18 protein-coding genes are annotated in these 25,690 nt (G+C 38.3%); 5 read left to right on the plus strand and 13 right to left on the minus strand.

Annotated features, from left to right (window positions below):
• Window positions 1-55 precede the first annotated feature (55 nt).
• Complete coding sequence (fsa, locus tag F564_RS0111775; protein ID WP_028122827.1) at window positions 56-709, plus strand: fructose-6-phosphate aldolase; 654 nt, start codon at window positions 56-58, stop codon at window positions 707-709.
• 397 nt (window positions 710-1,106) lie between these two features.
• Here fsa and F564_RS0111780 read toward each other — a convergent pair whose 3' ends face one another.
• The 3 genes from F564_RS0111780 to proS form a co-directional block, all read right to left on the minus strand.
• Window positions 1,107-2,432 carry an Nramp family divalent metal transporter gene (locus F564_RS0111780; protein WP_154656862.1) on the minus strand — a complete coding sequence of 442 codons (1,326 nt, stop codon included), beginning with the start codon at window positions 2,430-2,432 and terminating at the stop codon, window positions 1,107-1,109.
• A 126-nt stretch (window positions 2,433-2,558) separates the two neighbouring features.
• The gene (locus F564_RS0111785) at window positions 2,559-3,884 is read right to left on the minus strand and encodes an OmpA family protein (RefSeq protein ID WP_028122829.1); all 1,326 of its coding nucleotides are present in this window, start codon (window positions 3,882-3,884) and stop codon (window positions 2,559-2,561) included.
• Between the two features lie 269 nt (window positions 3,885-4,153).
• Window positions 4,154-5,629, minus strand: a complete 1,476-nt coding sequence (gene proS / locus F564_RS0111790; protein WP_028122830.1) for a proline--tRNA ligase — start codon at window positions 5,627-5,629, stop codon at window positions 4,154-4,156.
• Between the two features lie 148 nt (window positions 5,630-5,777).
• Here proS and F564_RS19960 point away from each other — a divergent pair, with 148 nt between their 5' ends.
• Together F564_RS19960 and F564_RS0111800 are read left to right on the plus strand one after the other, a co-directional pair.
• Window positions 5,778-6,866, plus strand: a complete 1,089-nt coding sequence (locus F564_RS19960; RefSeq protein ID WP_051259654.1) for a hypothetical protein — start codon at window positions 5,778-5,780, stop codon at window positions 6,864-6,866.
• A 30-nt stretch (window positions 6,867-6,896) separates the two neighbouring features.
• The gene (locus F564_RS0111800; protein ID WP_028122832.1) at window positions 6,897-8,327 is read left to right on the plus strand and encodes an OmpP1/FadL family transporter; all 1,431 of its coding nucleotides are present in this window, start codon (window positions 6,897-6,899) and stop codon (window positions 8,325-8,327) included.
• Window positions 8,328-8,380: 53 nt separating this feature from the next.
• Here F564_RS0111800 and rsgA read toward each other — a convergent pair whose 3' ends face one another.
• From rsgA to F564_RS0111820, 3 genes are all read right to left on the minus strand, one after another.
• Window positions 8,381-9,307: a ribosome small subunit-dependent GTPase A gene (gene rsgA, locus F564_RS0111805; RefSeq protein WP_028122833.1), complete on the minus strand. Its 927-nt coding sequence runs from the start codon at window positions 9,305-9,307 to the stop codon at window positions 8,381-8,383.
• Between the two features lie 297 nt (window positions 9,308-9,604).
• The gene (locus tag F564_RS0111810; RefSeq protein WP_028122834.1) at window positions 9,605-10,684 is read right to left on the minus strand and encodes a chorismate mutase; all 1,080 of its coding nucleotides are present in this window, start codon (window positions 10,682-10,684) and stop codon (window positions 9,605-9,607) included.
• Between the two features lie 520 nt (window positions 10,685-11,204).
• Window positions 11,205-11,921 (minus strand): hypothetical protein, encoded by a 717-nt coding sequence (locus F564_RS0111820; RefSeq protein ID WP_028122836.1) that lies wholly within the window; start codon window positions 11,919-11,921, stop codon window positions 11,205-11,207.
• Between the two features lie 616 nt (window positions 11,922-12,537).
• Here F564_RS0111820 and F564_RS19200 point away from each other — a divergent pair.
• Entirely contained in the window at window positions 12,538-14,268 is a 1,731-nt protein-coding gene (locus tag F564_RS19200) for a helix-turn-helix domain-containing protein (RefSeq protein ID WP_051259655.1), read from the plus strand.
• 278 nt (window positions 14,269-14,546) lie between these two features.
• Here F564_RS19200 and F564_RS20985 read toward each other — a convergent pair whose 3' ends face one another.
• The 7 genes from F564_RS20985 to tamL all read right to left on the minus strand — a co-directional run bounded on the left by F564_RS20985 (window position 14,547) and on the right by tamL (window position 24,975).
• On the minus strand, window positions 14,547-15,041 hold the full coding sequence (locus F564_RS20985; RefSeq protein WP_051259656.1) for a hypothetical protein: 495 nt from the start codon (window positions 15,039-15,041) through the stop codon (window positions 14,547-14,549).
• A 137-nt stretch (window positions 15,042-15,178) separates the two neighbouring features.
• Window positions 15,179-16,261, minus strand: a complete 1,083-nt coding sequence (gene dnaX, locus F564_RS0111835) for a DNA polymerase III subunit gamma/tau (protein ID WP_028122838.1) — start codon at window positions 16,259-16,261, stop codon at window positions 15,179-15,181.
• Between the two features lie 222 nt (window positions 16,262-16,483).
• Entirely contained in the window at window positions 16,484-17,002 is a 519-nt protein-coding gene (locus F564_RS19205; protein WP_154656861.1) for a hypothetical protein, read from the minus strand.
• A 92-nt stretch (window positions 17,003-17,094) separates the two neighbouring features.
• On the minus strand, window positions 17,095-18,333 hold the full coding sequence (gene odhB, locus F564_RS0111845) for a 2-oxoglutarate dehydrogenase complex dihydrolipoyllysine-residue succinyltransferase (protein ID WP_028122839.1): 1,239 nt from the start codon (window positions 18,331-18,333) through the stop codon (window positions 17,095-17,097).
• Between the two features lie 68 nt (window positions 18,334-18,401).
• Window positions 18,402-21,212 (minus strand): 2-oxoglutarate dehydrogenase E1 component, encoded by a 2,811-nt coding sequence (locus F564_RS0111850; RefSeq protein ID WP_028122840.1) that lies wholly within the window; start codon window positions 21,210-21,212, stop codon window positions 18,402-18,404.
• A gap of 124 nt (window positions 21,213-21,336) precedes the next feature.
• On the minus strand, window positions 21,337-22,371 hold the full coding sequence (locus F564_RS0111855) for an SRPBCC family protein (RefSeq protein WP_028122841.1): 1,035 nt from the start codon (window positions 22,369-22,371) through the stop codon (window positions 21,337-21,339).
• 15 nt (window positions 22,372-22,386) lie between these two features.
• Window positions 22,387-24,975, minus strand: coding sequence for a translocation and assembly module lipoprotein TamL (tamL, locus tag F564_RS0111860; RefSeq protein WP_028122842.1), 2,589 nt, complete (start codon window positions 24,973-24,975; stop codon window positions 22,387-22,389).
• Between tamL and F564_RS0111865 the strand changes: the two genes are divergently transcribed.
• Complete coding sequence (locus F564_RS0111865; RefSeq protein ID WP_028122843.1) at window positions 24,961-25,689, plus strand: RNA methyltransferase; 729 nt, start codon at window positions 24,961-24,963, stop codon at window positions 25,687-25,689. The two genes, tamL and F564_RS0111865, sit on opposite strands and share 15 nt — an antisense overlap.
• The last annotated feature ends 1 nt before the right edge of the window (window position 25,690 follow it).

Genomic DNA, 25,690 nt, shown 5'->3' on the forward strand with positions numbered 1-25,690 from the left:
TTTCCAACACGACCTAAAAATGTATATTTGTTCATAATTTTTCAAAAACCTTAATATGAAATTTTTTATAGACACAGCCAACCTGGCGCAGATCAAAGAAGCACAAGATCTAGGAATCCTGGATGGCGTTACAACAAACCCTTCGCTTATGGCAAAAGAAGGCATTTCCGGAAAAGAAGCCATCAACAAACACTATGTTGATATCTGCAATATCTCAGACGGCGATGTTTCTGCAGAGGTCCTTTCTACAACTTACGAAGAAATGATCAAAGAAGGTGACGAGCTGGCGGCTCTTCATGAGAGAATTGTAGTCAAGATCCCAATGATCAAAGACGGCATCAAAGCATTAAAATATTTTTCGGATAAAGGCATCAAAACCAACTGCACATTGATCTTCTCCGCAGGACAGGCACTGTTGGCAGCAAAAGCAGGCGCAAGTTATGTCTCTCCGTTTCTAGGAAGATTAGATGACATCTCCGTAGATGGCCTCAATTTGATCGAGGAGATCCGTCTTATTTTTGACAACTACCACTTCGAAACCGAGATTCTTGCAGCTTCTATCAGAAGTCCTATGCATATCATCAACTGTGCAAAGATCGGCGCAGACGTGATTACATCACCACTTCCATCCATCCTCAATCTACTCAATCACCCACTTACAGATTCTGGATTGGCTCAGTTTGTGGCAGATTCCAAAAAGTTAGGTTAATCATTTCAGACGTGTTTGGGCACCTGATCCGCGCTCCACTCCCGCTTTTTTTGTCATTGCGAAAGACCTGAAACCATCCGTTGGACTTGTCTGCCATCGCAATCACAAAAAAGAGCTCCGTTCAGCTCGGGGTGCGCTGCGCAAAGAACATGGTTTCTGATCAAATACCACATCAAAAAAAAACCGTCCTGTTTGAATTAAACAAGGCGGTTTTTCTTTTGTACACTAGTGCAAGCTTTTGTGATTGTCCCCAAATGGTAATCCATCCACACCCTTTATACTTCTTGCTGAAGTTGACTTATTGATGTCGCTTGCAAAACGCTTAGGTAGCCCATTCTTTGTTTGACCTTGCGCTGAATTAAACAGGAAGAAAAATCACGGACAACCATACAAGCATTTAAGAAAAGAAAGTTTCCTTCAGAAGATAGAGATTCAGCACAATAATAATAGCACTGATTACAAAGGCAAGAATCTTCAACCAAAGTTTATTGGCAAACTCTCCCATTTTTGCTTTACTGTTGGTAAACATCACCAGGGGAACAACCGCAAAACTCAACTGCATCGACAAAACCACCTGACTGAAAACCAACAGATCTGCGGTTCCTTTTTCACCGTACAATATAGAAATAATCAAAGCGGGAATGATGGCAATCGTTCTTGTGATCAGTCGTCTCACCCACGGCTTTAATTTGATATTCAGAAATCCCTCCATCACGATTTGTCCGGCCAATGTTCCCGTCAAAGTAGAATTCTGACCCGAAGCCAGCAAAGCAATTCCAAAGAAAATACTAGCCAAAGTTGTTCCCAAAAGTGGTGTCAAAAGCATATAAGCATCATTGATGTCCGCCACATCCTTATTCCCCGAGGTATGGAAAGTGGCTGCTGCAATTATAAGAATAGCTGCATTAATCACAAAAGCCAACATTAGAGAAAGGCTGCTGTCTATACTAGCAAACTTCAAAGCTTCTTTTTTTCCTTCCGTAGTTCTGGGATAATCCCTGGTTTGAACGATACTGCTGTGGAGATACAGATTGTGTGGCATCACTGTTGCACCCAAAATCCCAATGGCGATATAGAGCATTGATGGATTGGTAATGATTTCTTTTTTAGGGATAAGACCTTCTAGTAAAGGAAAAAGATCTGGTTTACTAAGGAAGATCTCATAAAAGAAAGCGATGAAGATAATGAAGATCAATCCACCGACAATACTTTCTATGTATCTGAAACCCTTTGCCTGTAAAAACAAGATGAGAAAAACATCAATGATGGTAATAACAACCCCGACACTCAGCGGGATTCCAAATAAAAGATTAAGTGCAATCGCCGATCCTATCACTTCTGCAAGATCACAGGCAGCAATGGCTATCTCACAAAATATCCAAAGCACAAAATTGACAGCCGGATGAAAATGATCTTTACATGCCTGCGCCAAATCCCGCTCTGCCACCACACCCAATTTTACGGAAAGATGTTGCAACAGGATGGCAAACAAATTAGAAATCAAAATAACAGATAGCAAAGTATAGCCAAACTGTGCTCCACCCGCTATATCTGTGGCCCAGTTTCCCGGATCCATGTAGCCTACAGCCACGAGAAGTCCTGGTCCCATATAGGCCAATAATTTCTTTTTGAAACTCCCGTCTTTGGGAATTTGGACGCTGGCGAAAACCTCATTCAAAGAATTCGAGCTCTTCCCATTTCTCCAGCCGCTATTGTTATTTATTGGATTCAATAATGTTATTGTTAGATTAGACTAACAAAAATAGTTATACTCTACTTAACTCACAAGCTTACAACAAAAAAAACTGCCAATTACTTGGCAGTTTCCTAATTAATTTGATATGGTCTTTTACTTTGTAAACCTAATCGCTGTTTTTCTATCAGACTCTCTTTCTTTATCAGTAGCTTCTGCAGGAACTTTCGCAAATTTGGACCCGTAACCTTCTGCGCCTAATACTTGCGCAGAACTTATAGCAGTTTTTACAGCCGTGGCTCTGTCTGCAGATAACTTAAGATTTGCATTCGCGTCTCCTTTTTTATCTGTGTAGGCTCCGATTTTGATTTTAGCATCAGGAAATTCCGTTAAGATCATTTTCAAGTTATCCAATTGAACTTTAGATTCTGGTGTCAACTTAGTTGTACCGAATTCGAAATTCAAATTATCAAAGTTGTACCATTTATCTTTCAATTGCATTTCTGTTGCAATTTTATACTCATCAGATTTCAGAAAAGTCACGATTTGATCCTCGATTCCACCTTTATAAGCCTGTAAAGTTTTTCCACTTGGGAGAGTGACCACCAAAGTCTCTCTACTGGTTGTCACCATATCTTCTGTAGTATTGGCAGAATCAGAAACCACTGCAGTAGAATCTGTAGTTGCTATTGCGACTGGTTCTGCTTTTTTATCACATTGTTTCCAGAAAAACCATCCTAAGAGTAATAACAACAGCAATGGTAGTAACCATTTCCAAATGCTTCCACCTCCGGAATGGTCAGAAACGATCTCGTGAGTCGATCCACTTCTATTCACATCTACTTTTGGTGTTTCTTTAACCCTTGGTCTTTCTGTAACCGGAGTTACTGGATTCACATCTACAATAGGTGTCTGTAATGGTTCCGGCACCACATTAAGTGGCTCAGCATCTGCAGACCCAAACCAATTACCGAGCCCCAGTGCGGCAAAACTAAATCCTGCCGGCAACAATGATGACAAAATTCCTTTTTGTCCGCTCAATAGACTTCCGAAAGAAGATTCATTCAGATTATTATCGGCAGCATATTTCCCTATAGTTCCGGCGGTGGCACCAGTGACAAGGTTTAGCAAAGCGTTTGTAGACTCTGTCTTGATTCCTGCGTAGGCGGAAACCGAATTTGTAATTGCTGCAAGTTTGTCTCCGTCCCCAAAAATCAAACTCAGGATCCTTGAGATCAAAGAATCACTTCCGTTACCATTTCCCAATAGATTAGACAAAATACCTGATGATGCTGCCTCTTTTACTGTACCGAAAAGCTCAGATTGTGTGTTGCTGTTGGCAAAACCACCAACGACTGCTGGTAGTAATGCAGAAATTGCTTTCGAAATTCCTGACTCACTTTCTCCAAGTTGAGTTGCTGCCTGAGACACTGTGGAAGGTCCCAGCTGACCTTTGATAAGGTCGATAAGATTAATTGACATAGTTGTTTATTTTTCGTGTTTAATACTTGTAATATTAACAAATTCTAATCCAATAAATTTAATAATTAATAATTTTAATACAACTTTAACAAATTAATTACAAATATGAATTGAAAAATGTATAATTATATCAACTTTAAACAAATATTAAGCATAAAGTAATCATATATGAAGTAATGATAAACAAAAATATGATTTCGAAATTGTTTAACTAACAAAAAAATCCGAAGCTTTTCTCCGGATTTTAAAATATGTAAAATTGTAAAGTATTAATAAGCTTTAGCAAATACCACCCTTTGCTTCGAAGGCTTTCCTGTAATTAAGGAAATACCGTCTTCTTGCTCGTTATTCAAAGGAATACATCTGATGGTAGCTTTGGTTTCTTGCTTGATCTGCTCCTCCTCTTCTGCCGTTCCATCCCAATGTGCAAGGATAAAACCACCTTTTTCTGTAAGCACTGTTTTGAATTCTTCGTAAGAATCAACCTTCGTAATATTTTCTTCTTTGAACTTCAATGCTTTATTATAGATATCACTTTGAATTGTTTTCAGCAGTTCTTCGATATAAACATCAAGACCTTCTATAGAAACCGTTTCTTTGGTTAAATTATCTCTTCTTGCTAATTCTACTGTTTTGTTTTCAAGATCTCTCTGTCCAAGAGCGATTCTTAATGGAACACCTTTCAACTCGTACTCAGCAAATTTCCAGCCTGGTTTGTTCTGCGTATCATTATCAAATTTAACTGAAATGCCTTTGGACTTCAATTTACTTTGAATTTCTAACGCCACTTCGCTTATTTCAGCCAATTGTTCTTCGCCTTTGAAAATTGGAACAATCACCACCTGAATTGGTGCCAAAGTTGGGGGCAAAACCAAACCAAGATCATCAGAATGCGTCATAATTAGAGCGCCCATCAATCTTGTAGAAGTTCCCCAAGATGATGCCCAAGGGTATTCTTGTTTCCCTTCTTTGTTGGTAAATTTGACATCGAAAGCTTTAGGGAAACTTTGTCCCAAGAAATGGGAAGTTCCCGCTTGCAACGCTTTTCCATCTTGCATCAACGCTTCTATACAGTAGGTTTCGTCTGCACCTGCAAATCTTTCAGATGGTGTTTTGATCCCTCTGAATACTGGTATCGCCATAAAATCTTCGGCAAATTTTGCGTAAACCTCAAGCATTCTTTCAGTTTCTTCAACAGCTTCGTCTCTTGTTGCGTGAGCAGTATGGCCTTCCTGCCAAAGGAATTCTGCCGTCCTAAGGAACAATCTGGTCCTCATTTCCCAACGAACAACATTCGCCCATTGGTTGATCAGGATAGGCAAATCTCTGTATGACTGGATCCAGTTTTTATACGTACTCCAAATGATCGCTTCAGAAGTTGGACGAACAATGAGTTCCTCCTCCAATTTCGCCTCAGGATCTACAATGAGTTTCGCAGGATTATTAGGATCAGTTTTTAATCTGTAATGGGTAACAACAGCGCATTCTTTGGCAAAACCTTCTGCATTTTTTTCTTCAGCTTCGAAAAGGCTTTTGGGTACAAAAAGTGGGAAGTAAGCATTCTGATGTCCAGTTTCTTTGAACTTTTTGTCCATTTCGTCACGCATTTTTTCCCAAATTGCATAACCATAAGGTTTGATCACCATACATCCTCTAACACTAGAATTCTCTGCTAGATCTGCTTTCACAACCAATTCGTTATACCATTTGCTATAATCTTCTGCTCTTGATGTTAACTTTGCCATAAATTTTTTTAAACTATTTTTTAACTTTTTTAACTTTTCTTAATCTAAATAAAAAGCCTAATTTTACACTACTTTGTAACTACTTACTGGTATAAAATTTGGTTTCTTTTAAGAATACAAATATAGCAAACTTAATACTTCTCATAAAATGAAAAATTTCAACAATAATCACTTTTTAAATCTGATCAAATCAAAAGCTTTGATCCTGATTGCCAGCAGTTCTCTACTGAGTTCTTGTGTAATCTACACGGGCGGATACTCAGAAACTGATGGTGTTTATTATGATCCAAACAAAGATTCTTTGCCTGCAGGCTCATATTCTGGCAATTATGGGAATCAGGTAGATGATTATTATAATTACCAAGATACTTATCCAAGCATCTATGATAACAACCAACAAAACCTGAAGGATCAGCAAAACCGTTATGCTGTGACCACAGACTCCGATTGGGGATCTTACACAGGAACCGAAACCAACTACACCAGCTTCAACAACTGGGGTTATGGCGGTTGGGGAATGGGATTTGGCTACGGTGGTTTTGGTGGATGGGGCTATCCTGGCTACGGAATGTACGGCTGGAACAGTCCCTTTAACTCTTGGGGTTGGGGCTTGGGCTTCGGTTGGGGCAATTCTTTCTACTCGCCTTGGGGCTGGGGTGGCGGATTTTATGACCCATTCTACTCGGGATACTACGGTTATGGTGGATGGGGTGGATATTATGGTGGAGGATATCATCACCCACTTAACTACAACAGATCTGGGGTCAATGGTGGAAGACTTAGCGGAATGATCAATAACAATAATGGACGTTTCCGTGGCATCAACAGCAGTGGCTCACGGGCAAATAACAACGGCTTTAGAAATCAGGCTGATCGTTACCTCAATAATGGCTCAAGAAACCAAAATATTGGGATCAGAAGTTCTAACAACGGCATCAGGAATTCTACTAATGGCATCAGAACAAACAGCGGCGGCATTATCAACTATCCCAATAATGGAAACGTACGAAGTAACTTCCCAAATAACACCGGTGGAGTTAGGACTCAAAACTATCCAAGCAATGGTGGGATAAGAACAGCGCCTAGTAATGGTGGATTCAGAAATGAAACGTACTCTGCTCCGTCCAGATCTGGTAGTAACTCCGGCGGATTCAACTCTGGTGGTGGCGGATTCAGATCCGGTGGTTCATCAGGCGGCGGTGGAATGAGATCTGGTGGCGGCGGTGGAAGAAGATAGTTTATCATTTAAAATACATTTCATATCAATATGTTAAAAAAGACTTTGTTACTGCTCACTATTCCTGTTTCTTTCCTTTATCTAAAAGCACAGGACATATCAGTAATCACAAATACAGTAGATGTTTACTCAGGAAATCCAATTAATGCAACGGCAAAGTATAATGCTATGGCGGGATCTATCGGCGCATTGGGTGGTGACATATCATCTGCAAACGTCAATCCTGCAGGTATAGGAGTTTTTATCACCAATGACTTGAATCTCACCCTCGGCATTGATCATCATAAGAATACAACGAGCCACGTAGGAAAGTCCTTGGGTTATAAAAAAAACCATACTGATTTGAATAATTCGGGCGGTGTTTTAACCATTAATGTTGCAGACAGCAATTCCAAATGGAAGTTCATCAACATAGGCGTTAATTATTCCACACAATCACTCGACAACTACCTAGAATCCGCCGGCAACGGCAATATAAAAATCGCCAGCAATCCTACTTTATCCACCGTTGCAAATTACTCATTTCAGGGACATGCTTATAACAGATATGGTGACATTTCAAAAACCAATTTCACACTGGGTGCCAACTATGACAATCGGCTTTATTTTGGTGCAGGATTTAATTTCCATAACACCTATTTTGGGCAGGACGACATCGCCAATTTTCAAAACCTGACGACAAATGTTGTTTCTACTTTCGATAAACAGTATACCAATCACGAGGAACATTCTGATGGTTTCTCTGCAAACATTGGGATGATTGCGAAACTGAGCAATCAGTTCCGCATTGGTGCTGCGATTGAAACACCTACTTGGTGGAGTATCGACAGAGTTTACAACCAATATTACAAAGGCAGTAACACCTACGATGTTTTCACAGAAGACAGACAACTTTCTACACCAATGAAGGCTACTTTAAGCGCAGCCTTTGTCCCAACTAAAAATTTTGCTGTCAATGTCGATTTTATACAAAGTTTAACAAAACCAAAATATAAAGACTATGGCGATGCAGAAAGAGAACTCAATGATTTCTTCGGTGATTCTTATAAAAATGCTTCAGAAATAAGAGTCGGCGCAGAATATAGGATCAGTGCATTCCGATTGAGAGGCGGTTATGCTTATCAGGGAAACAGTTTCGATCAATTAACTTTATCCGGTTTTAATGATAATGGTTCAAAATCTGACCAATCTTTTTCAAATCTTTTAGTAGGAAAACGCCATACCATTGGCGCTGGTATCGGCTATGATTTCAAAGCTTTTTATATTGATGCATCATACCAAAACATCTCCTCAGATTACACCAGTCCTTCCTTGTACGGTGTTGTAACGGATCCCAATTATGCCACGACGACTGGTTATTACAATCCTTCAGGAACAGAATTGTTAAGTGATGCTTACGCCGTTTCTAAAGTCAAAAACACCAGAAGCAATATCTTCGTCACGCTAGGTTGGAAATTTTAAACAAATCCAATTTAAAAAAAAAAAGTTCTGATTTTTTCAGGACTTTTTTTGTTTTAGTTTTGGTTCATCTCATCTGCCTCTTCCATCAATTTGAGGTAGGTGATGTATCTGGTTTCTTCCAGCTCTCCGTTTTCTAATCCTTGCAGGACGGCACATCTTGGTTCATTGATATGCATACAGTTGTGGTATTTGCAACTTCTGCCCGCTTTGAAAATCTCAGGAAAATAATGCTGAATCTCTTCTTTCTGTACATCGATCATTGCAAATTCCCGAACACCAGGTGTATCTATTACAGAGCCTCCAAAATCCCAAAAGTGCATCTGAGCAAAAGTGGTCGTATGTTTTCCTTTGAGCTGAGATTCTGATATCTCTCCAGTTCTGATATGGAGATCTGGCTGCATCGCATTGACCAATGTTGATTTTCCACACCCAGAATGCCCGAAGAATACGGAGGTTTTATCTTTTATCTTATCAATGAGAAAATTGAGATTCAGTTTGGTATAGGAAGAGATATTCAAAGTATCGTACCCGATGTTTTGATACATGGCTTCGATGTTTTCTACGATCTGTTTCTCCTCGTCGTTCAAAGTATCCATTTTATTGAACAGTATCAAAGTCGGGATGTTATAAGCTTCGCAGCACGCGAGAAAACGATCCAAAAACCCCAAAGATGTTTCGGGGAATTTCAAAGTATAAATGAAACACGCTACATTGACGTTGGAGGCAATAATATGTGCTTCCTTTGAAAGATTCACGGATTTTCTGATGAGATAATTACGTCTTGGAAAGATTTTGGTAATCCACGCCACGTCATCCTGCTCCAAAGAGAATTCGACTTCATCACCTACGGCCAATGGATTTGTAAGTCTTGTTTTTATCAATTTGAATTTGCCCCGGATCCTGGCTTCATAAACAGTTTTAGATTCTGCTTCCAAAACCTGATACCAGCTTCCCGTAGATTTGATGATGATTCCTTTCAAAAAATAGATTTTAATAATTCACAAAGTTAAGGCTTTTATCGTGTTTACAAATAAAAACCCTTTCAGAGTTTAAATCTAAAAGGGTTGTTTGTATTTAGTTTACAAAACGTGTTCTACGTTGAATCTGTAGCCCGGCCTGAGTGGAAATTCTTTTTTGCGTGGTCATCCATCTCAACTTGAGCTGAAAACGTCTGCAAAAAAGATTGACTTCGTCGCACCACTTCGTTAGGTTTGGGAACGGAGTACGGATAAAGCTGCCCAAATCATTCAAAGTCTTGGAGAGCTTTGGATGGACGGTTATTTGTTGATCATAATCCCATTCTGAACTTCGATACTTTCTTCGTGGATCGCTTTGAAAACTTTCTCGATGAAGTCCTGAGACATTCCTGTTTCGCTTGCTTTTTGATTGGCGTATTCTGTGATCACTTTCCAACGTTCTGGCTGGAAGATGGCGATGTTATTTTCTTTTTTCAGATTTCCGATTTTTTCAGAGATCTTCATTCTTTGTGATAGCAATTCTATCAATTGGAAATCCATATCGCTGATCAACGTTCTGTGTTTTCCCATCTCATCTTCATAACCGGAAATATCAGAATTTCTGATCTGAAGATTGCTGATCATCTCTGCCAATACTTCTGGCGTGATCTGTTGAGAGGCATCGCTCCAAGCGTTGTCCGGATCTTCGTGACTTTCTATGATTGCACCTTGGTACCCAACATTGAAGGCTTCCTGCGCAACGCCAGCCAAACCCGTTCTATTGCCACAGATGTGAGATGGATCTATGAATAATGGGATATTCGGGAACTGATTTTTGAAATCCAATGCGATCTGCCAGTTCGGGATGTTTCTGTATTTTGTTTTTTGGTAAGTAGAAAAACCTCTGTGGATCGCGCCAACATTTTCAATCCCTTGACCTAACAACCTTTCCAAAGCACCAATCCAAAGTGCCAGATCTGGATTCACTGGATTTTTCACCAAAATCGGCTTGTTGGTTCCTCGCAATGCCTGAGCAATCTCTTGAACTGTAAATGGATTCACTGTAGAACGTGCGCCGATCCAAAGGATATCAACGTCTGCTTCCAACGCTGCAAAAACGTGGTGTGCGTTTGCTACTTCTGTTGCTGTTTTGAAACCGTATTCTTCTTTCACTTTTTTCAGCCAATTGAGACCAATGACGCCTACACCTTCGAAACCGTTTGGTTTTGTTCTCGGTTTCCAGATCCCAGCACGGAAGGCGGAGATCTGCGCACCACTTTCTTTCAGTCTTTTTGCGGTGCCAAGCATTTGAGATTCGCTTTCTGCGCTACAAGGTCCTGCGATGATCATTGGATTTGCGAAGTCGTTGATCCAATCGTTCTTCAATTCGTTTAAGTTCATATTTTAAATTTTATATATTTTAAATTAATGCAATAGTATATCTGTTATAAATGTTGATTTATAATTCTTTTCCAAAAAATAAGGTTTAAAAACTTTAAATGAGTTGCGGAGATTTGAATAATCCGCAGATTTTTGAGAAAGAAATTTTTTAGCTAAACCAATAAAATCGGTAATAGTTTCTAAAATTTCTATAATAAGATCCAAAAAAGCTAAATAATCCACCAAAAAACTCGGTCGATTTAGAAGTTGTATAATATGGAAATTGGGTTGATTCCATTCATTAATGCCTTATTGAAAGGCTTTTTAGCTTGGTTGGATTAAAGGATTTCAACTATTTTCATTGAAATCTTGAACAAATATATAAATTAATAGGAAATGAGCACGATGATCAGGTCAATAATTTTTCATAAACTGACAAATACTTTCATTCCTCTTGAGAAATCAGAAAAGCAGGATATACCTGCTTTTCTAAAATTTGATTTCAACATCTGTATTCTCTTTGTATAATTAGATCTGTGTTTTAGTTTGAAATTTTATAAATGTAAATGTTGACTTTTCCACTATTAAGCAATGTCAAATCAATAGGTAGCAGTCCGGAAACATTGACAGCGAAGGTGAGAGTGTCATTGGTATTGAGCTGTACCAATGAGGTGAGTGTTGTAGAAGTCACGGGTACGGAAGCCAGCGTTATGCCTAGCAAAGACACTCTAACGCCATCAAAAAGTTTTTCATCCCAAATGATGTTACCATTCTTGATCAATCCCAATTTTTTACCTCCCAAGGCTTCCAAGTTCACCCCGGCATTGAACTGATACTCGTAAGTAACCGCGTACACACCGGTTTGTGGAGCCGTATAAACGCCTGAGGTAAAAAGTGCCTGACTTCCCAATTTTGTATCACTGCTTCCTGTGAGGTTGACCCTGGACCAAGAACTTCCCAACCCGAGATCCACCAGTGACCCAGAACCTGTTTTTGTTGCATAGTAGGCACTGCTGTTACCAGGCATAAAATAGGCTGAAGCTACTTCTTTAATTTCGAAATCTCCTGTGCTAGACGTTTGGTCTCTGACCAAAATCGTATGATTTGTGTTCAATGAACTTAACGCAGTCACCGTGCGTATTTTCAAATTTCCGTTGACATCGAGTGTTGATTTGGGGTCTGAGGTATTCACCCCAACTTGTGCATTGAGAATCGTCGTGAATACCAAGACGACCAATATGTAGAATTTCTTTTTCATGAGTTTAGTATTAATTTGTTTTGATTAAAAGCCATCCAATTGATTAACACAAATAGTCGTACTTCCTATCCATCCATAAGAATTAAATACTGGTGTTTTTTGAGGTATCACGATTAGGTTAAGTTTCGATAGTGACTGGTTTTTAAGATTTGTGGATCTATCTATTTTTATCCAGGTGGATTATTATTGTCATTGACAATACAACTGAAGCATTTTATGAAATCAAATCAGCTTCTACTCTACCTCCAATGGGTTTTAAAAAATCTTAATTCCAACGGGATCGGAAGTTCAGAAGTGAAAATGGTAACTTAAGGTGGCTTAGACAATTTCTTTTTCATAATGTTTACAATTTGAAACCTGATCGGCTTATGGTTATTAGAATTATGTTAACAAATGTAATGGACGAAAATCAATCTTCAAAGTTCTCTTTGTACTTATTCGAGAATAAGCACACATTTTTACTTATTTTTAATAATACTTAAACAATTGATTTATATATAGATAAAAAACACAACAGTAACGCTTTATTTTATAAATAAAAAAAATATAATTAGCCTTTCAATTTTATTTTTGATTAAATTTGGTTTAGAAAGATTAGATTTTCTATTTTAAGGCGATGAAAAAAATTTATCTCTTAGTAGTATTTTCGTTTTTTACCACACTCCCTTCTCAGCAGAAGCGGTTCACTAATGATGATAATTTCCGGAAAAATTATGAACATTACCGTGAAAATGACAGCCGAGCATTTCATTACATCAATCTCTATATACAACACGCCAAGACTGATAAAAACAGTGCTCAACTTGCCCAGGCGTACGAAGATGCCGCCTTCTACTCAGAGTCAGGAACTGACAAATTAAAATACGCAGACAGTACCATCACAGCTGCATTATCATCCAGAAATAATGACCTGATCAGCAATTCTTATCTTAAAAAAGGTATTGTTTATGATTTTAACTTTAAAAAATACAAACCAGCATTAGATCAATATATAAAAGCTTACGAATATTCCAAAGATTCGAATGATGGCTATTTGAAAAATGAGATCCTTTACCGTATTGGCATTGTGAAAAATTACATGGGTTACTACGATTCTGCATTGGATCATTTTCAAAAAGCCCACGATTTTTCCTATAAGAATATGCAAAAAAAAGCACCTCCGAACGTCATCTTCAATAATAAAAAAGCCTATTATAACACTTTACACAGCATCATTATCTGCCACAGAAATCTTAATAATTTCAAATCTATAGATTCTTTGATCAATACAGGAGTATCACAAACTCAGAATAATCCCGATTTCCAGCAAGAATATGGTTATTTTCTCAAAGAAAGAGGCATTGAAGACTTACATCAAAAAGAATTCACAAAAGCATTGATCAACCTACACAAATCCCTACAACCCATTTCGCAAATCAACGATTTTGCAGGTAAAGCTGTTACTTATTTTTATCTTGGCAAAGCTTATCTGGCTCTTAATAACTTTAAAAAAGCCATTCCGTATTTTGAAAAAGTGGATGATATCTTTCAAAAGCACGCGGTTGTATTTCCTGAGCTTTTGGAAAATTATGAGTTGCTCATTAATCATTACAAAAAGGAGAAAGATGATCGTGCCGAACTGTATTACACCAAACAGTTACTAAAAGCAGACGATACATTTTCTAAAGATTTCGCATATCTCTCCTCTACCATTCACAAAAAATACGATATAAAAACCCTGCAGGAGGAAAAGAAAAGACTGGAAATACGAGTCTCGTGGGGATTTTGGATCATTATTACGCTTTCTACCTTAGCCATTGTATTGATGACAATCATTTTCGTAAAAGAGAGAATGGAAAAAAGAGATAGAATTAATTACAGACTTCTGGAGGAAAAGATCCTGAGGAAGGAATACACATCGTCTCACCAAATTGATATGAACGTGAAAGATGATGACAAATGCGCGATGACAGAAGAGATGACCGCCAACATATTAGAGAAACTGAAATCTTTTGAAGAAAAATGTGGTTTTATTGAACAAGGATTGACCATCAATAAACTGGCTCACAAATTCCATACAAATTCCAATTACCTTTCTCATATCATTAATGAACACAAAGGCGTAAAGTTCAATCGGTATCTGGGTGTACTGCGCATCAATTATATCACAGAAAAATTATACAACGACAAACTTTTTCTCAGCTATAAAATAGAAACACTGGCAGAAAAATGCGGCATCGCTTCCAGAACCAATTTCTCTAATTTGTTTCAGGAAATCAACGGAATACGACCTACCGAATTCATAAAAAAAATACAACAAGACAGAGCAAACGGTGTTCGCAAATCCGTGATGAAGAAAACAGATTAACCAGCATCTTGCAAATCGATCAGAGATCATTTTTTCAGTTTTTCTATTTTTAAAAGCATTTCTTTCGCATTGGAATTATCAGAATTCCGCTCCAGTGATTTCTGATAATTTTGTTTGGAAAGCGCATATTCTTTATTGTTAAAATAAGCTTCAACTAAACTATCATAAGGATTTGCTGAGTTTGGAAATTTTCATTTTCGGATAATTGATTCTAATTAATACTCTCTCAACATTTTCTACCGGCATTATCCAATGGCATGAAATAAAACTGATGAGAATTAAGACAAATCGAATCGCATCAAATCATCCAAATCTTTCAAAAGCGGATTGATTTCCACAAACTTTTCGAAGATTTTACGCTTGGTCAACACTTCTTTTTTGATGGTCAGATCTGTTTGATATTCGATTTCAATTTTAAAATTGCTGACTTTGTGCTTGAAATGGTTAAAAAACTCGATACTCAGTCTGTCAAATTCTGACTTCGCAAACTCCGAAGAATATCTAACAGTAATAATATGTTCGTCCGTTTTTTCTAATTTGAAACTGCTAATGGCGTTGTAAACAAAAGTGTTTGTCCTTGCCAAATCTTTCAGAAAGATATGCCACTCGTTATCAACATCCGTTTGTGAGAAGTGATTAGAAGGCAGATTTTCGTCTTTAATTTCAGCAAATTCATCTTTCTTAATTTCCTCTTTTTTCTCCAATGCCGCTTTGATGCTGAATTTGGAATTGGAAGAACTTCTGGCAATGGGTTCAGATGCTTTTTGAATCACCTTTTTAGGTTCTTCAAAAGATATTTTGGTTGATGGCTGCTGATGATCGGTTGTTGGTAATTTTACCTGTGGTCTTGACTCTTCAGTATTGCTTTTTGGCTCTTGTATAAGGTTCGCTTCAAGAAGTGGTGCTAATATTAAGAACTTTTTTTTTTAGCTTCCAAACCTGCCGTCAGACTTGATAATTGCATCAAGGCAATCTCAACGGTCAGTCTCGGATTTTTAGAATTTTTATAATTGATATCCGCAAAATTACAGATTTCGATACCGTCTATCAATTCCTGGGCTTTCCATTTTTGGGACTGTTCAGCGAATTTGGATTTGGTTTTTTCTCCAACCTCTATCAGATTAAGAGTTTTTGGATTCTGCGCCATCATGAGATCACGGAAATGATTTCCCAATCCGGCAATAAAAATATGTGGATCAAAACCTTTTTTTACGATCTCATCAAACGCCGTCAAAACACCAGGGATATCATTCTCTTTTGCTAAATCAGCAATTTTAAGATATTGGTCGTAATCCAGAATATTGAGAACTTCCGCTGCTTTTTCTAGCGTGATATTTTTCTGAGAAAAAGTACTCAATCTATCAAAAATAGATAAAGCATCTCTCAAAGCACCGTCAGCTTTTTGAGCTATCAGATAAAGTGCATCGTCTTCGTAAGTGATATTTTCCTTCTCGGCAATTTTTCGCAAATGCTCCTGAATATCATCAATCGTGATTCTTTTGAAATCATAAATCTGACATCTGGAAAGAATCGTCGGGATGATCTTATGTTTCTCCGTCGTTGCTAAGATGAAAATAGCGTGCGCTGGCGGTTCTTCCAAAGTTTTCAGGAATGCGTTGAAGGCAGCCTGAGATAACATGTGAACCTCGTCAATAATATACACTTTGTATTTACCAACCTGAGGCGCAAACCTCACCTGGTCTATCAGCTCACGGATGTCGTCAACAGAGTTGTTGGAAGCGGCATCTAATTCATAAATGTTAAATGCAAAACCGTCCTCGTCTGCAGCACCCGATTTTTCATTGATCTTGCGGGCAAGGATTCTGGCGCAGGTTGTTTTACCAACACCTCTTGGTCCGCAGAAAAGCAATGCCTGAGCCAACTGACTTTCATCGATGGCGTGTTCCAAAGTATCGGTAACATGCGACTGTCCAACAACAGTGTCAAACTCTTGCGGACGGTATTTGCGTGCAGATACGATGAAATTTTCCATTGCTCAAAAGTAAGGATTAATTGTGAATTTTGGAAATGGTTTTATCAGAATATTTCTAATCGAGATCAGCATTTTGGACTAATGTCCTGATAAAGAAAAGTTCCAGACATCAAAAAAATTGAATGGTGAAATTTCTCACAGAATTATTGCTTAAGAACTGATGAATTCTATCTCGCAACTTGAATTGCCTTTTGAATTTAATCCAAGATCATAAAATGAATTCTAATTGTCATCGTTGTTCAGAAACTGGTCGATGAAATCATCATCATCATTATCATCCTCATCCTCAGCAAGCAAATGTGAAATATCATCAGGATTTTGAACGTAATCTTTAGAAATTCCGGGCGGATTAAACAAACCCCATCGGTCTGTAACAAACTGTTTTTGGTCGAAATCAGATACCCAATCCAAAAAAAGCAATCTGAACTCTTCTACCTGACGTTCAACAATTGCGAAATATTTACCATCCCGAAAACCACGTTTTTGTAGTTCTTTGCCCAAACCCACGACATCCAGACAGCCACTTCTGATGAGTCCAGCACAATACATTTTCGTATCATAACGCTTGCTCTCCTCTGCCCTAATCAGATTCTGGGTAATTCTGGAACTCGCCTTCTGAATAAGCCCATTGACAAAAAGTAACATTACTTTATTTTCTGGAATAAGTGCTGAAATTGATTTGAGCGTTCCATCAATCTCTTCCGCCTTCTGATACAGCGGCGATTCGAAAAAAATTTCCATCGGATCCATCATATGTGTCTTTATACACTAAAGGTAATAAAAAAAAGAGAGCAAAATCTGCTCTCTTGAATATATTTTACATTTGAAATTTCTTACAATTCCAAAGCTTTTCTTTCGTCGCCATCCATTAGGAATTCTACTGGATTGTCGATTGCTTCTTTTACAGCTACCAAGAAACCTACGGATTCTTTTCCGTCTATGATTCTGTGGTCGTAAGACATTGCAACATACATCATTGGGCGGATCACGACTTGCCCGTCCACAGCAACTGGTCTTTGGATGATGTTGTGCATTCCCAAGATGGCAGATTGTGGTGGGTTGATAATTGGCGTAGATAACATCGACCCGAAGGTACCACCATTGGTAATCGTGAATGTTCCGCCAGTCATCTCGTCCACTGTAATTTTCCCGTCTCTTACTTTTAGAGCAAGATCTTTGATATTAGCTTCAACGCCTCTAAGAGACATATTTTCTGCATTTCTAAGAACTGGCACCATCAAACCTTTTGGCCCTGAAACTGCGATAGAAATATCAGCAAAGTCATAGTTGGTTTTGAAATCGCCGTCGATAGATGCGTTCACGTCTGGATAAAGTTTCAATGCTCTTGTTACCGCTTTCGTGAAGAAAGACATAAAACCAAGACCGATCCCATGTTTTGCAGTAAATTCTTCTTTATATTGTTTTCTAATTCTGAAGATCTCTGACATATCAACCTCGTTAAAAGTCGTTAGCATTGCAGTTTCATTTTTAACTGAAACCAATCTTGCAGCAATCTTTCTTCTAAGAACTGAAAGTTTTGTAGTAGATGTACCTCTGTTTCCACCACTTGCGCTTCCCATTGCAGGAACCGAAGCAGTCACAGCGTCGTCTTTTGTAATTCTGCCATCTCTGCCAGAACCAGTTACCTGAGAAGCTTCAATTCCTTTTTCGTCAAGGATTTTTTTAGCAGCAGGAGAAGGCGTTTGCGCAGCGTAAGTTTCAGTTTTCACAGCCTCAGCTTTTGGAGCAGGTGCTGGCTCTTCTTTTTTAGCTTCGGCTTTAGGCTCTTCCTTTGGAGTTTCAGCTGGCGCAGCACTTCCTGCCGGCTTTGCTGCATCCATATCGATAAGACAAACTACTTGACCAACTTGAACCACTTCACCTTCTTCTGCCTTCAAAGTGATGATACCACTCTGCTCAGCGGGAAGTTCCAAAGTGGCCTTATCAGAATCTACTTCTGCAATGGGCTGATCTTTTTCTACGTAATCACCATCTTGTACTAACCAAGTCGCAATTTCTACTTCTGTGATAGATTCTCCCGGTGAAGGAACTTTCATTTCTAATATTGACATACTCTTTTTTGTTTTTAATTTCAGAACAATCTGTGAAGACTGTTATTCTTTATAGTTTATTAATTTTATTAAGCTGTAACTGGTCTTTTTACAGGTTCATCATTGCATTGAAAAACAGAATTGATGATCTTCGTCTGGTTTTTCTCAAACATCTTGTGACTTCCTGGTGCAGGCGTTCCGCTGGCAACCGGAGAAATCAACTGGATATTGGTATTACGGAAGTTTCTCAAAATGAAACTCCAAGCACCCATATTTTCTGGTTCTTCCTGAGCCCAGATTAAGTCTTTCTTGTTACTATATTTATCAAAAATCGCTGTGATTTTTTCAAAGTTCAATGGATAAATCTGCTCTAGTCTTACCAAAGCTACTTTGTCATCATTGATTTCTTCTTTCTTTGCTAAAAGATCATAGTACAATTTTCCAGTACAAAGCACCAATCTTTCTACCTTCGCTGGATCTGCTGTTGGATCATCCAAAATTGGTTGGAAAGTTCCCGTTGCAAGATCTTCTAATGGAGAAACTACTTTCGGATGTCTCAGTAAAGATTTCGGCGTCATAATGACCAATGGTTTTCTGAATCCAAACTTCATCTGTCTTCTCAATAAGTGGAAATAGTTGGCTGGCGAAGTGATATTGGCAACGATGATATTTTCATTCGCGGCAAGTGTCAGGAATCTTTCTAATCTTGCAGAAGAGTGTTCTGCGCCTTGACCTTCTGACCCGTGAGGCAACATCATGACCAAGCCATCCTGAATCTTCCATTTTTCCTCCGCTGCAACCAAATATTGGTCAACAATAATCTGAGCTCCGTTGGTAAAATCTCCAAACTGCGCCTCCCAGATCGTCAATGTTTTAGGTGCAGCCATTGCATAGCCGTAATCAAAGCCGAGAACACCATACTCTGATAAGTGTGAATTATACACATCGAATCTTTGCTCATTGATGTGACGCAATGGGATGTATTCTTCTTCTGTGTCTTCTGTTTTTACCACAGCGTGGCGGTGAGAGAACGTTCCTCTTTCGACATCTTCTCCGGAAAGTCTCACGTTGTAACCTTCCGTAAGCAGTGTTGCATAAGCCAACAGTTCTCCTGCTGCCCAGTCCAAAGAATTATTCTCAACCATTTTTACCCTATTTTCGAAAAGACGGGTAATTTTATTAATGAATTTTTTGTCTGCAGGAAGTGTCGAAATTTTAAGAGCGAGTTCTTTTAGTTTTGCAAGATCGTAAGTGGTATCTACGTTTGCATTGGCAACTGCTCCTTTCGCTCCAATTGGGAAATCTGTCCAATCGTCTTTCATAAAGACGTCCATTGTATTTCTTTCAATCTCTTTCGAGGCATCAAAATTCTCATCAAGCAACGCTTTGAATTCTTTCTCCATCTTGCTCAAGACTTCGTCAGAAACTACATTTTCCTTGATCAAAAGATCTTTGTAGATCTCTCTTGGATTTTGATGTTTTGAGATTAATTTATAAAGGTTCGGCTGTGTAAATCTTGGTTCATCACCTTCGTTATGTCCATATTTTCTGTACCCTAACAGGTCTATGTAGACATCTTTACCAAATTTCGCACGGAAATCTGCCGCAAATCTCATGGCGTGAACAACAGCTTCTACGTCATCTGCGTTGATGTGCATTACTGGAGAATCTGTCACTTTTGCAATATCTGTACAATAAACAGAAGATCTTGCATCTAAGAAATTAGTGGTGAAAGACACCTGGTTGTTCACAACGATATGAACCGTTCCGCCCGTTCTGTAGCCTTCCAGATTCATCATCTGAGCGATCTCATAAACGATACCCTGCCCTGCAATGGCCCCATCACCGTGGATGATAATGGGTAAAACTTTAGAATAGTCGTCTTTGTAAACATTATCCACTTTAGCTCTGCATATTCCTTCTACAAGTGCAGCTACAGTCTCTAAGTGTGATGGATTTGGTGTCAAATTGATTCTAACTTCTTCTCCGTTTGCTGTGGTAATTTTTTTAGAAGAACCCAAGTGGTACTTCACGTCACCGGAGAATACATCTTCTTCAAATTCTTTTCCTTCAAATTCTGAAAAGATCTGCTTGTAAGATTTTTGGAAAACGTTGGTCAAAACATTCAGACGTCCTCTGTGGGCCATTCCCAGAACCACTTCGTCAACGCCTAACTGTGAAGATCTAGTGATCAGCTGGTCCAAAGCTGGGATCAGAGATTCTCCTCCTTCCAGAGAAAAACGCTTCTGACCTACGAATTTTGTATGCAAATAATTTTCAAACGCTACCGCTTGGTTTAATTTGAGAAGGATTTCTGTTTTCTCTTTTGCAGAAAGGCTTGGATGGTTTTCGTTCACGTTGACCCATTCCATAATCCATTTTTTCTCCTCCACATTTTGGATGTGCATATATTCTACACCGATAGAATCACAATAGATATTCTGAAGGTGTGTGATAATGTCCTGTAAGGTTGCAGGAGCAGGCATTCCGGTTTGTGTTGCAGAATTAAATTTTTTGTTCAGATCCTCTTTCGACAAGCCGAAGTTTTCTATATCGAGAGTTGGGAAGTAGTGTCTTCTTTCTCTGACAGGATTTGTTTTGGTAAAAAGATGGCCTCTTGATCTGTAAGCCTCGATTAGGTTCACCACCTTGAATTCCTTCGAAATATCTTCTGAAACCGCATTATTGGTTACAGCTTGTTGAGCATATTGAACAGGAGCGGAACCAGAAGGTGCTTCAGAAGCCCAATCACCTTCACCATAGTTTTCTAGAGCGAAATCAAAACCTTGAAAGAATGATTTCCAAGAAGGTTCTATGGAATCGGGATATTTTTGGTATTGCGCGTACATATCATCAATTAACTGAGCATGAACGGCATTTAGAAATGAAAATTTATCCATTATTACAGATTATCTGTTAAATTTTATTATTAAATAATTGCCAACAAATTTACTAAATTTTTGTGGAATGGCATATATAGCGTTTATTAATTACCGTAAATATACATGATTTTTATCAGATTCGCTAACGGTAAACCGGCAATGATAATTTTAGTTTTACATCCTGAACATCAATTGGTTCTTCGAGAAACTCTTCCATGAGCTGTCCGTTTCTGAGCGTGTCTTTTTTCGCCTTTTTAAGCAGTTCCTGGATGTTTTTTATCCTGTTGTTGTAATTACCTTGAAAGTAGATCACATAAACCCTAGAAGCGTTGAGCGTTTGAAAATTAAAGTTATTATCACTTATGGAAGTTCTTTTTGATAAGGGGACACCGTAGAAATAGGAGATTTCTTTATCTTTTAAATTAACAGGATTTGTAAGCAGAACGGGTACTCCGATCTCGTCCTCTTTTTTTGCAAGATCAGATGTTACAAAATTGATAACCTTATTGCGATTCATCAGAACATTTTTAAACATAATCTCCTTCGTATTTCTTGTACTTACATTCACGCCCAGTAATAGCCCGCCTTGCTTGTTTTCTACCATGATGCTGTCATATTTTACGGAAGCCAACTGTTGATCTCTATCCACTTTGTTACCTAAAAGCTGAAAAAGATTTTTCATACTTTGATCAATATTTTCAACAAAAAAATCCTCAGCAACCAGATTCATAGACCGTTCCAGGAAGCTTCTTTTGGGCGTGTGGATATTCCAGATCAGTTTGGTTTTGGTCCCTGAGGGGATGAACTTGACGTCGATCAAATAAGGATTTTTACTTTCTCCTTCAAAAAGCTGATAACGCAAAGTCCTATTAACGTTGGAATATCTGATAAACAAATCCCCGAAATTATTACGTTTTTTGTCAGAAAACTTCATAGAACTACCAAGACCTTCATACGGGGTAAAAAAACTATAGCTGACAGCCTCTTTTTCATTAAAGAAATCATTCCAGGCCGTGAACTTCTGAAGATTATTAAATTGAGGAAACACTTTATCGACAGGATAAGGAATTTCTGAATGATGGACAAAGCTTTTGCTTTCGTCTACAAAATTCATAGAAATAGAATAGATCCCAAATAAGCAGAAAAAAAGGATGATGAAAAACTTGAGAAGACGCATTTGTAGTTTTAAATTTTAGAATGGATAACCAATGGCGAAGTTGACGGTTGGTTTCAGCGGTTGGATTTTACCAATCACCCATCTCTCGCCTTCCGGACGGTTTGGATTGTACATTTTATAAGCCATATCCAGTCTCAGATTGACATAGGCAATGTTCATTCTGATTCCGAAACCACTTCCCACGCCCATTTGGCTGATGAATTTTTTGAATTTGAACTGATCTCCAAAACCATTATCCTTCAGGCCCCAGATATTTCCTACATCTGTAAAAAGCGCAGCTTCAAAGGTATCTGTAAGCGGCAGTCTGTACTCTATACTTGTGGTAAGCTTCACATTATCCATCGCGTAGGACCGTACTCTTTCGTCTAACTGAGAATCTGCAGGTCCCAAGCCGCCAAAAGCAACCCACGCTCTGATGTCATACGCACCACCATTAAAATAAGATCTCACAAATGGCATCTCCGTAGAATTACCGTAAGGAATTCCTATTCCTATAAACTGACGGAAGGCCAAAGTGTGCGGCTTTGCACGATCATTAAAGAACGTAAAATACTTGCGGTAATCCAGATCAAACTTGATAAACTGAGAAAACGGAATATTAAAAATGGTTTTTGTATTACCATAGACCAGATAATTTTCTTCTTTTTTGGTCACCATATTCAGGAAGTTACCAGCAATCTCCACTTTACCAGTAAACGAGAATGGATTCTTGTAATCTTTTTTCCCGATCTCATTATAAGTAAAATTATAAATAATAGAAGAAATAATGACATCCTGTGTCTGACGTTCTTTGTTATAAATTGATTGCAGGTAGTTAAAAAGCAGATTCCTGTCAGAATTAGCTAGGGTTGTGATAAAGGCTGTGTCTGATAGTATCAGTGCAGAGATATCGTCATAGGAACTGATATCATTGATCTCTGGATGATCTACCCTATAAAGATCAAAAATATTTTTCCTAATCTCATTATCTGCAGGAAAATAGTTATAATAGCCGTCTTTGTTTTGCGTCAGACTCAGTTGTGTGTTGAACAAAGTTAATCTGTGTTGTACACGTCCATCATTCACATTGGCGTTAAAGGAAAGGCCTGTATTAAAGTTGATCCTTCCCAGACCGATGTTATTTTGCACAGATGCACCCAAATTAATACTTGTCGTGGGCGAATATCTTTTAGGAATCAGTTTCCAGTAATTCCTGAAAGGCACCAGCAATCTGGGAAATTGCAGTGCGGCTTGTGCAGATAATTCGTATGCATTGAAAAATGCATTTGGATCTTTAGGATCTTTTGTGGTTCCGATTATTCCTGAAAAACTAGTGATCAGGTTTTCTGCACCACCAAAAATATTTCGGGTCGTAAGATCTACCGAAGGAGAAAACCCAAAATTAAGGATCTGAGAATAATGAATATCTGTCGCTATGTTGAACTCATACTTTGGCAACGGCTTCAAAATATACTCTACATCTATGATGCTGTCTCTTTCTGCCGCAGTTCCTTCTTTTCTAAGTTCATCAGACGCTTTCAGGATCGTGAAGTTATTCATCGTAATGAGATTCCTTCTGGAAAGATCCAAATTGCTCTGCCTATAAAGATCACCCGGTTTTATAGTAATTGGCAACCAAAGTGAATTGGCGGTGTACGCACTATCTTTTCGATAAATATTAATTCCCCGGATGCTGTCTTTCAGCGGAAGTCTGGTATCGTTGATATTCCTTGCAACAGAAACTTTGACCGTGCCAATCGTTGCTTTTCTGTACGGTGTATCTGCAGAATCTTTATGAATAGCCATTGTAAGTGGCACATCTTTTCTGCTTTGTAAAGAATCGGCTACAAAATATATATCCTGATTATCATTATTGAATTTATAATAACCGGCGTCTTTTGCTAAATCATTAATTCTTGTAATTTCTTTTTCGAGAACCGTCTCATCCAGAATCTGGCCTTTTCTTACAAGGCTTTTATCCAATCTGGATTCATACAATGCCCTTACGTTAGGATCCGGGATGTTGTAATAATACTCTTTGATCTTCGTCGGATCTTTGTGCGTAATAATGTACTCTACTTCTGCTTTTTTAGCAGCAGAATCTTTATCAACGTTGGTTTTAACTTCTGCATCCCAATAGCCTCTGTTGATCAATCTATTATTGATACTTTTTACACTCTGTTTTGTTTTTGCATCGCTGAAAATCACAGGAGGCTGTCCAACGGTATGAAAAAAACGATTCCAAAAAAGATTTTTTCCCACATAGTCCTGATGATTATACTTCACAAATAAAGAATCACGAAGCTTTTGATTTCTCATCTCACTGGGGTAAGTCATATATTCTTTCAGGATCGTGTCGTACTTAGGATTAGCTGCATTATAAAATATCAATCCTAACGGAGCAATGAGTAATGTTTTTTTATTAGGCTTTTGAGCCACCATATCTGGCAATTCATCTCCCAGAACTTTCCCATCTGTGTACTGGAATTTGTTTTTTGTGAGAAGATATTCTCCCTCTGGGACTTTTTTGGTCACATTACATGCGTACAAAATCACAGTTAAAATTGCGGCGTAACAAAATATATGATACTTTTGAAAATATTTGTTGATATGCTTACGGCTCATACTATAAAGACTATACAATCTCTGGACAAAAAGAAATACAGGCAAAAATACAATTTGTTTTTAGTTGAAGGTAATAAAATGATAAAAGAACTACCCAAATCTGACTACGAAATTGAAAACCTCTACTCTACAGATCCCGAGAAGCTAACTTTTAAAACGCAGGAAGTCGAAAAAATCCTGCCCACAGAACTCAAAAAGATAAGTTTTCTTCAGCATCCGAAGGATTCTGTAGCAGTCTGCAAAATTCCGGAAAATAAATTACTGAAAAATACGTCGATTCAACTGATATTGGATGGCATCCAGGATCCTGGGAATCTGGGCACTATTATCAGGTTGGCAGATTGGTTCGGGATAGAGCAGATCATCTGCAGCACTGATACGGTAGACGTTTACAACCCAAAGGTGATCCAGGCAACAATGGGATCTTTTTTGCGTGTCAATGTATTTTATACAGATATAGAAGACTATCTCAAAGACTATGAACATCCTATTTTAGGAACCGATATGAACGGAGAAAGCATCTATGAAACCCAATTTCCAGAAAGATTTTCTTTGGTATTTGGAAATGAAGGAAACGGAATAAGACCTTCCACGGAAGATCTTATTACCAAAATGATAACCATCCCAAGATTCGGAAATTCACAGTCAACAGAGAGTCTCAATGTTTCTATGTCTGCCGGGATTATCTTAGGAGAAGTATTTTCTAAAAAGTAAT

The organism is Epilithonimonas tenax DSM 16811, from assembly GCF_000428485.1.
GTDB lineage: Bacteria > Bacteroidota > Bacteroidia > Flavobacteriales > Weeksellaceae > Epilithonimonas > Epilithonimonas tenax.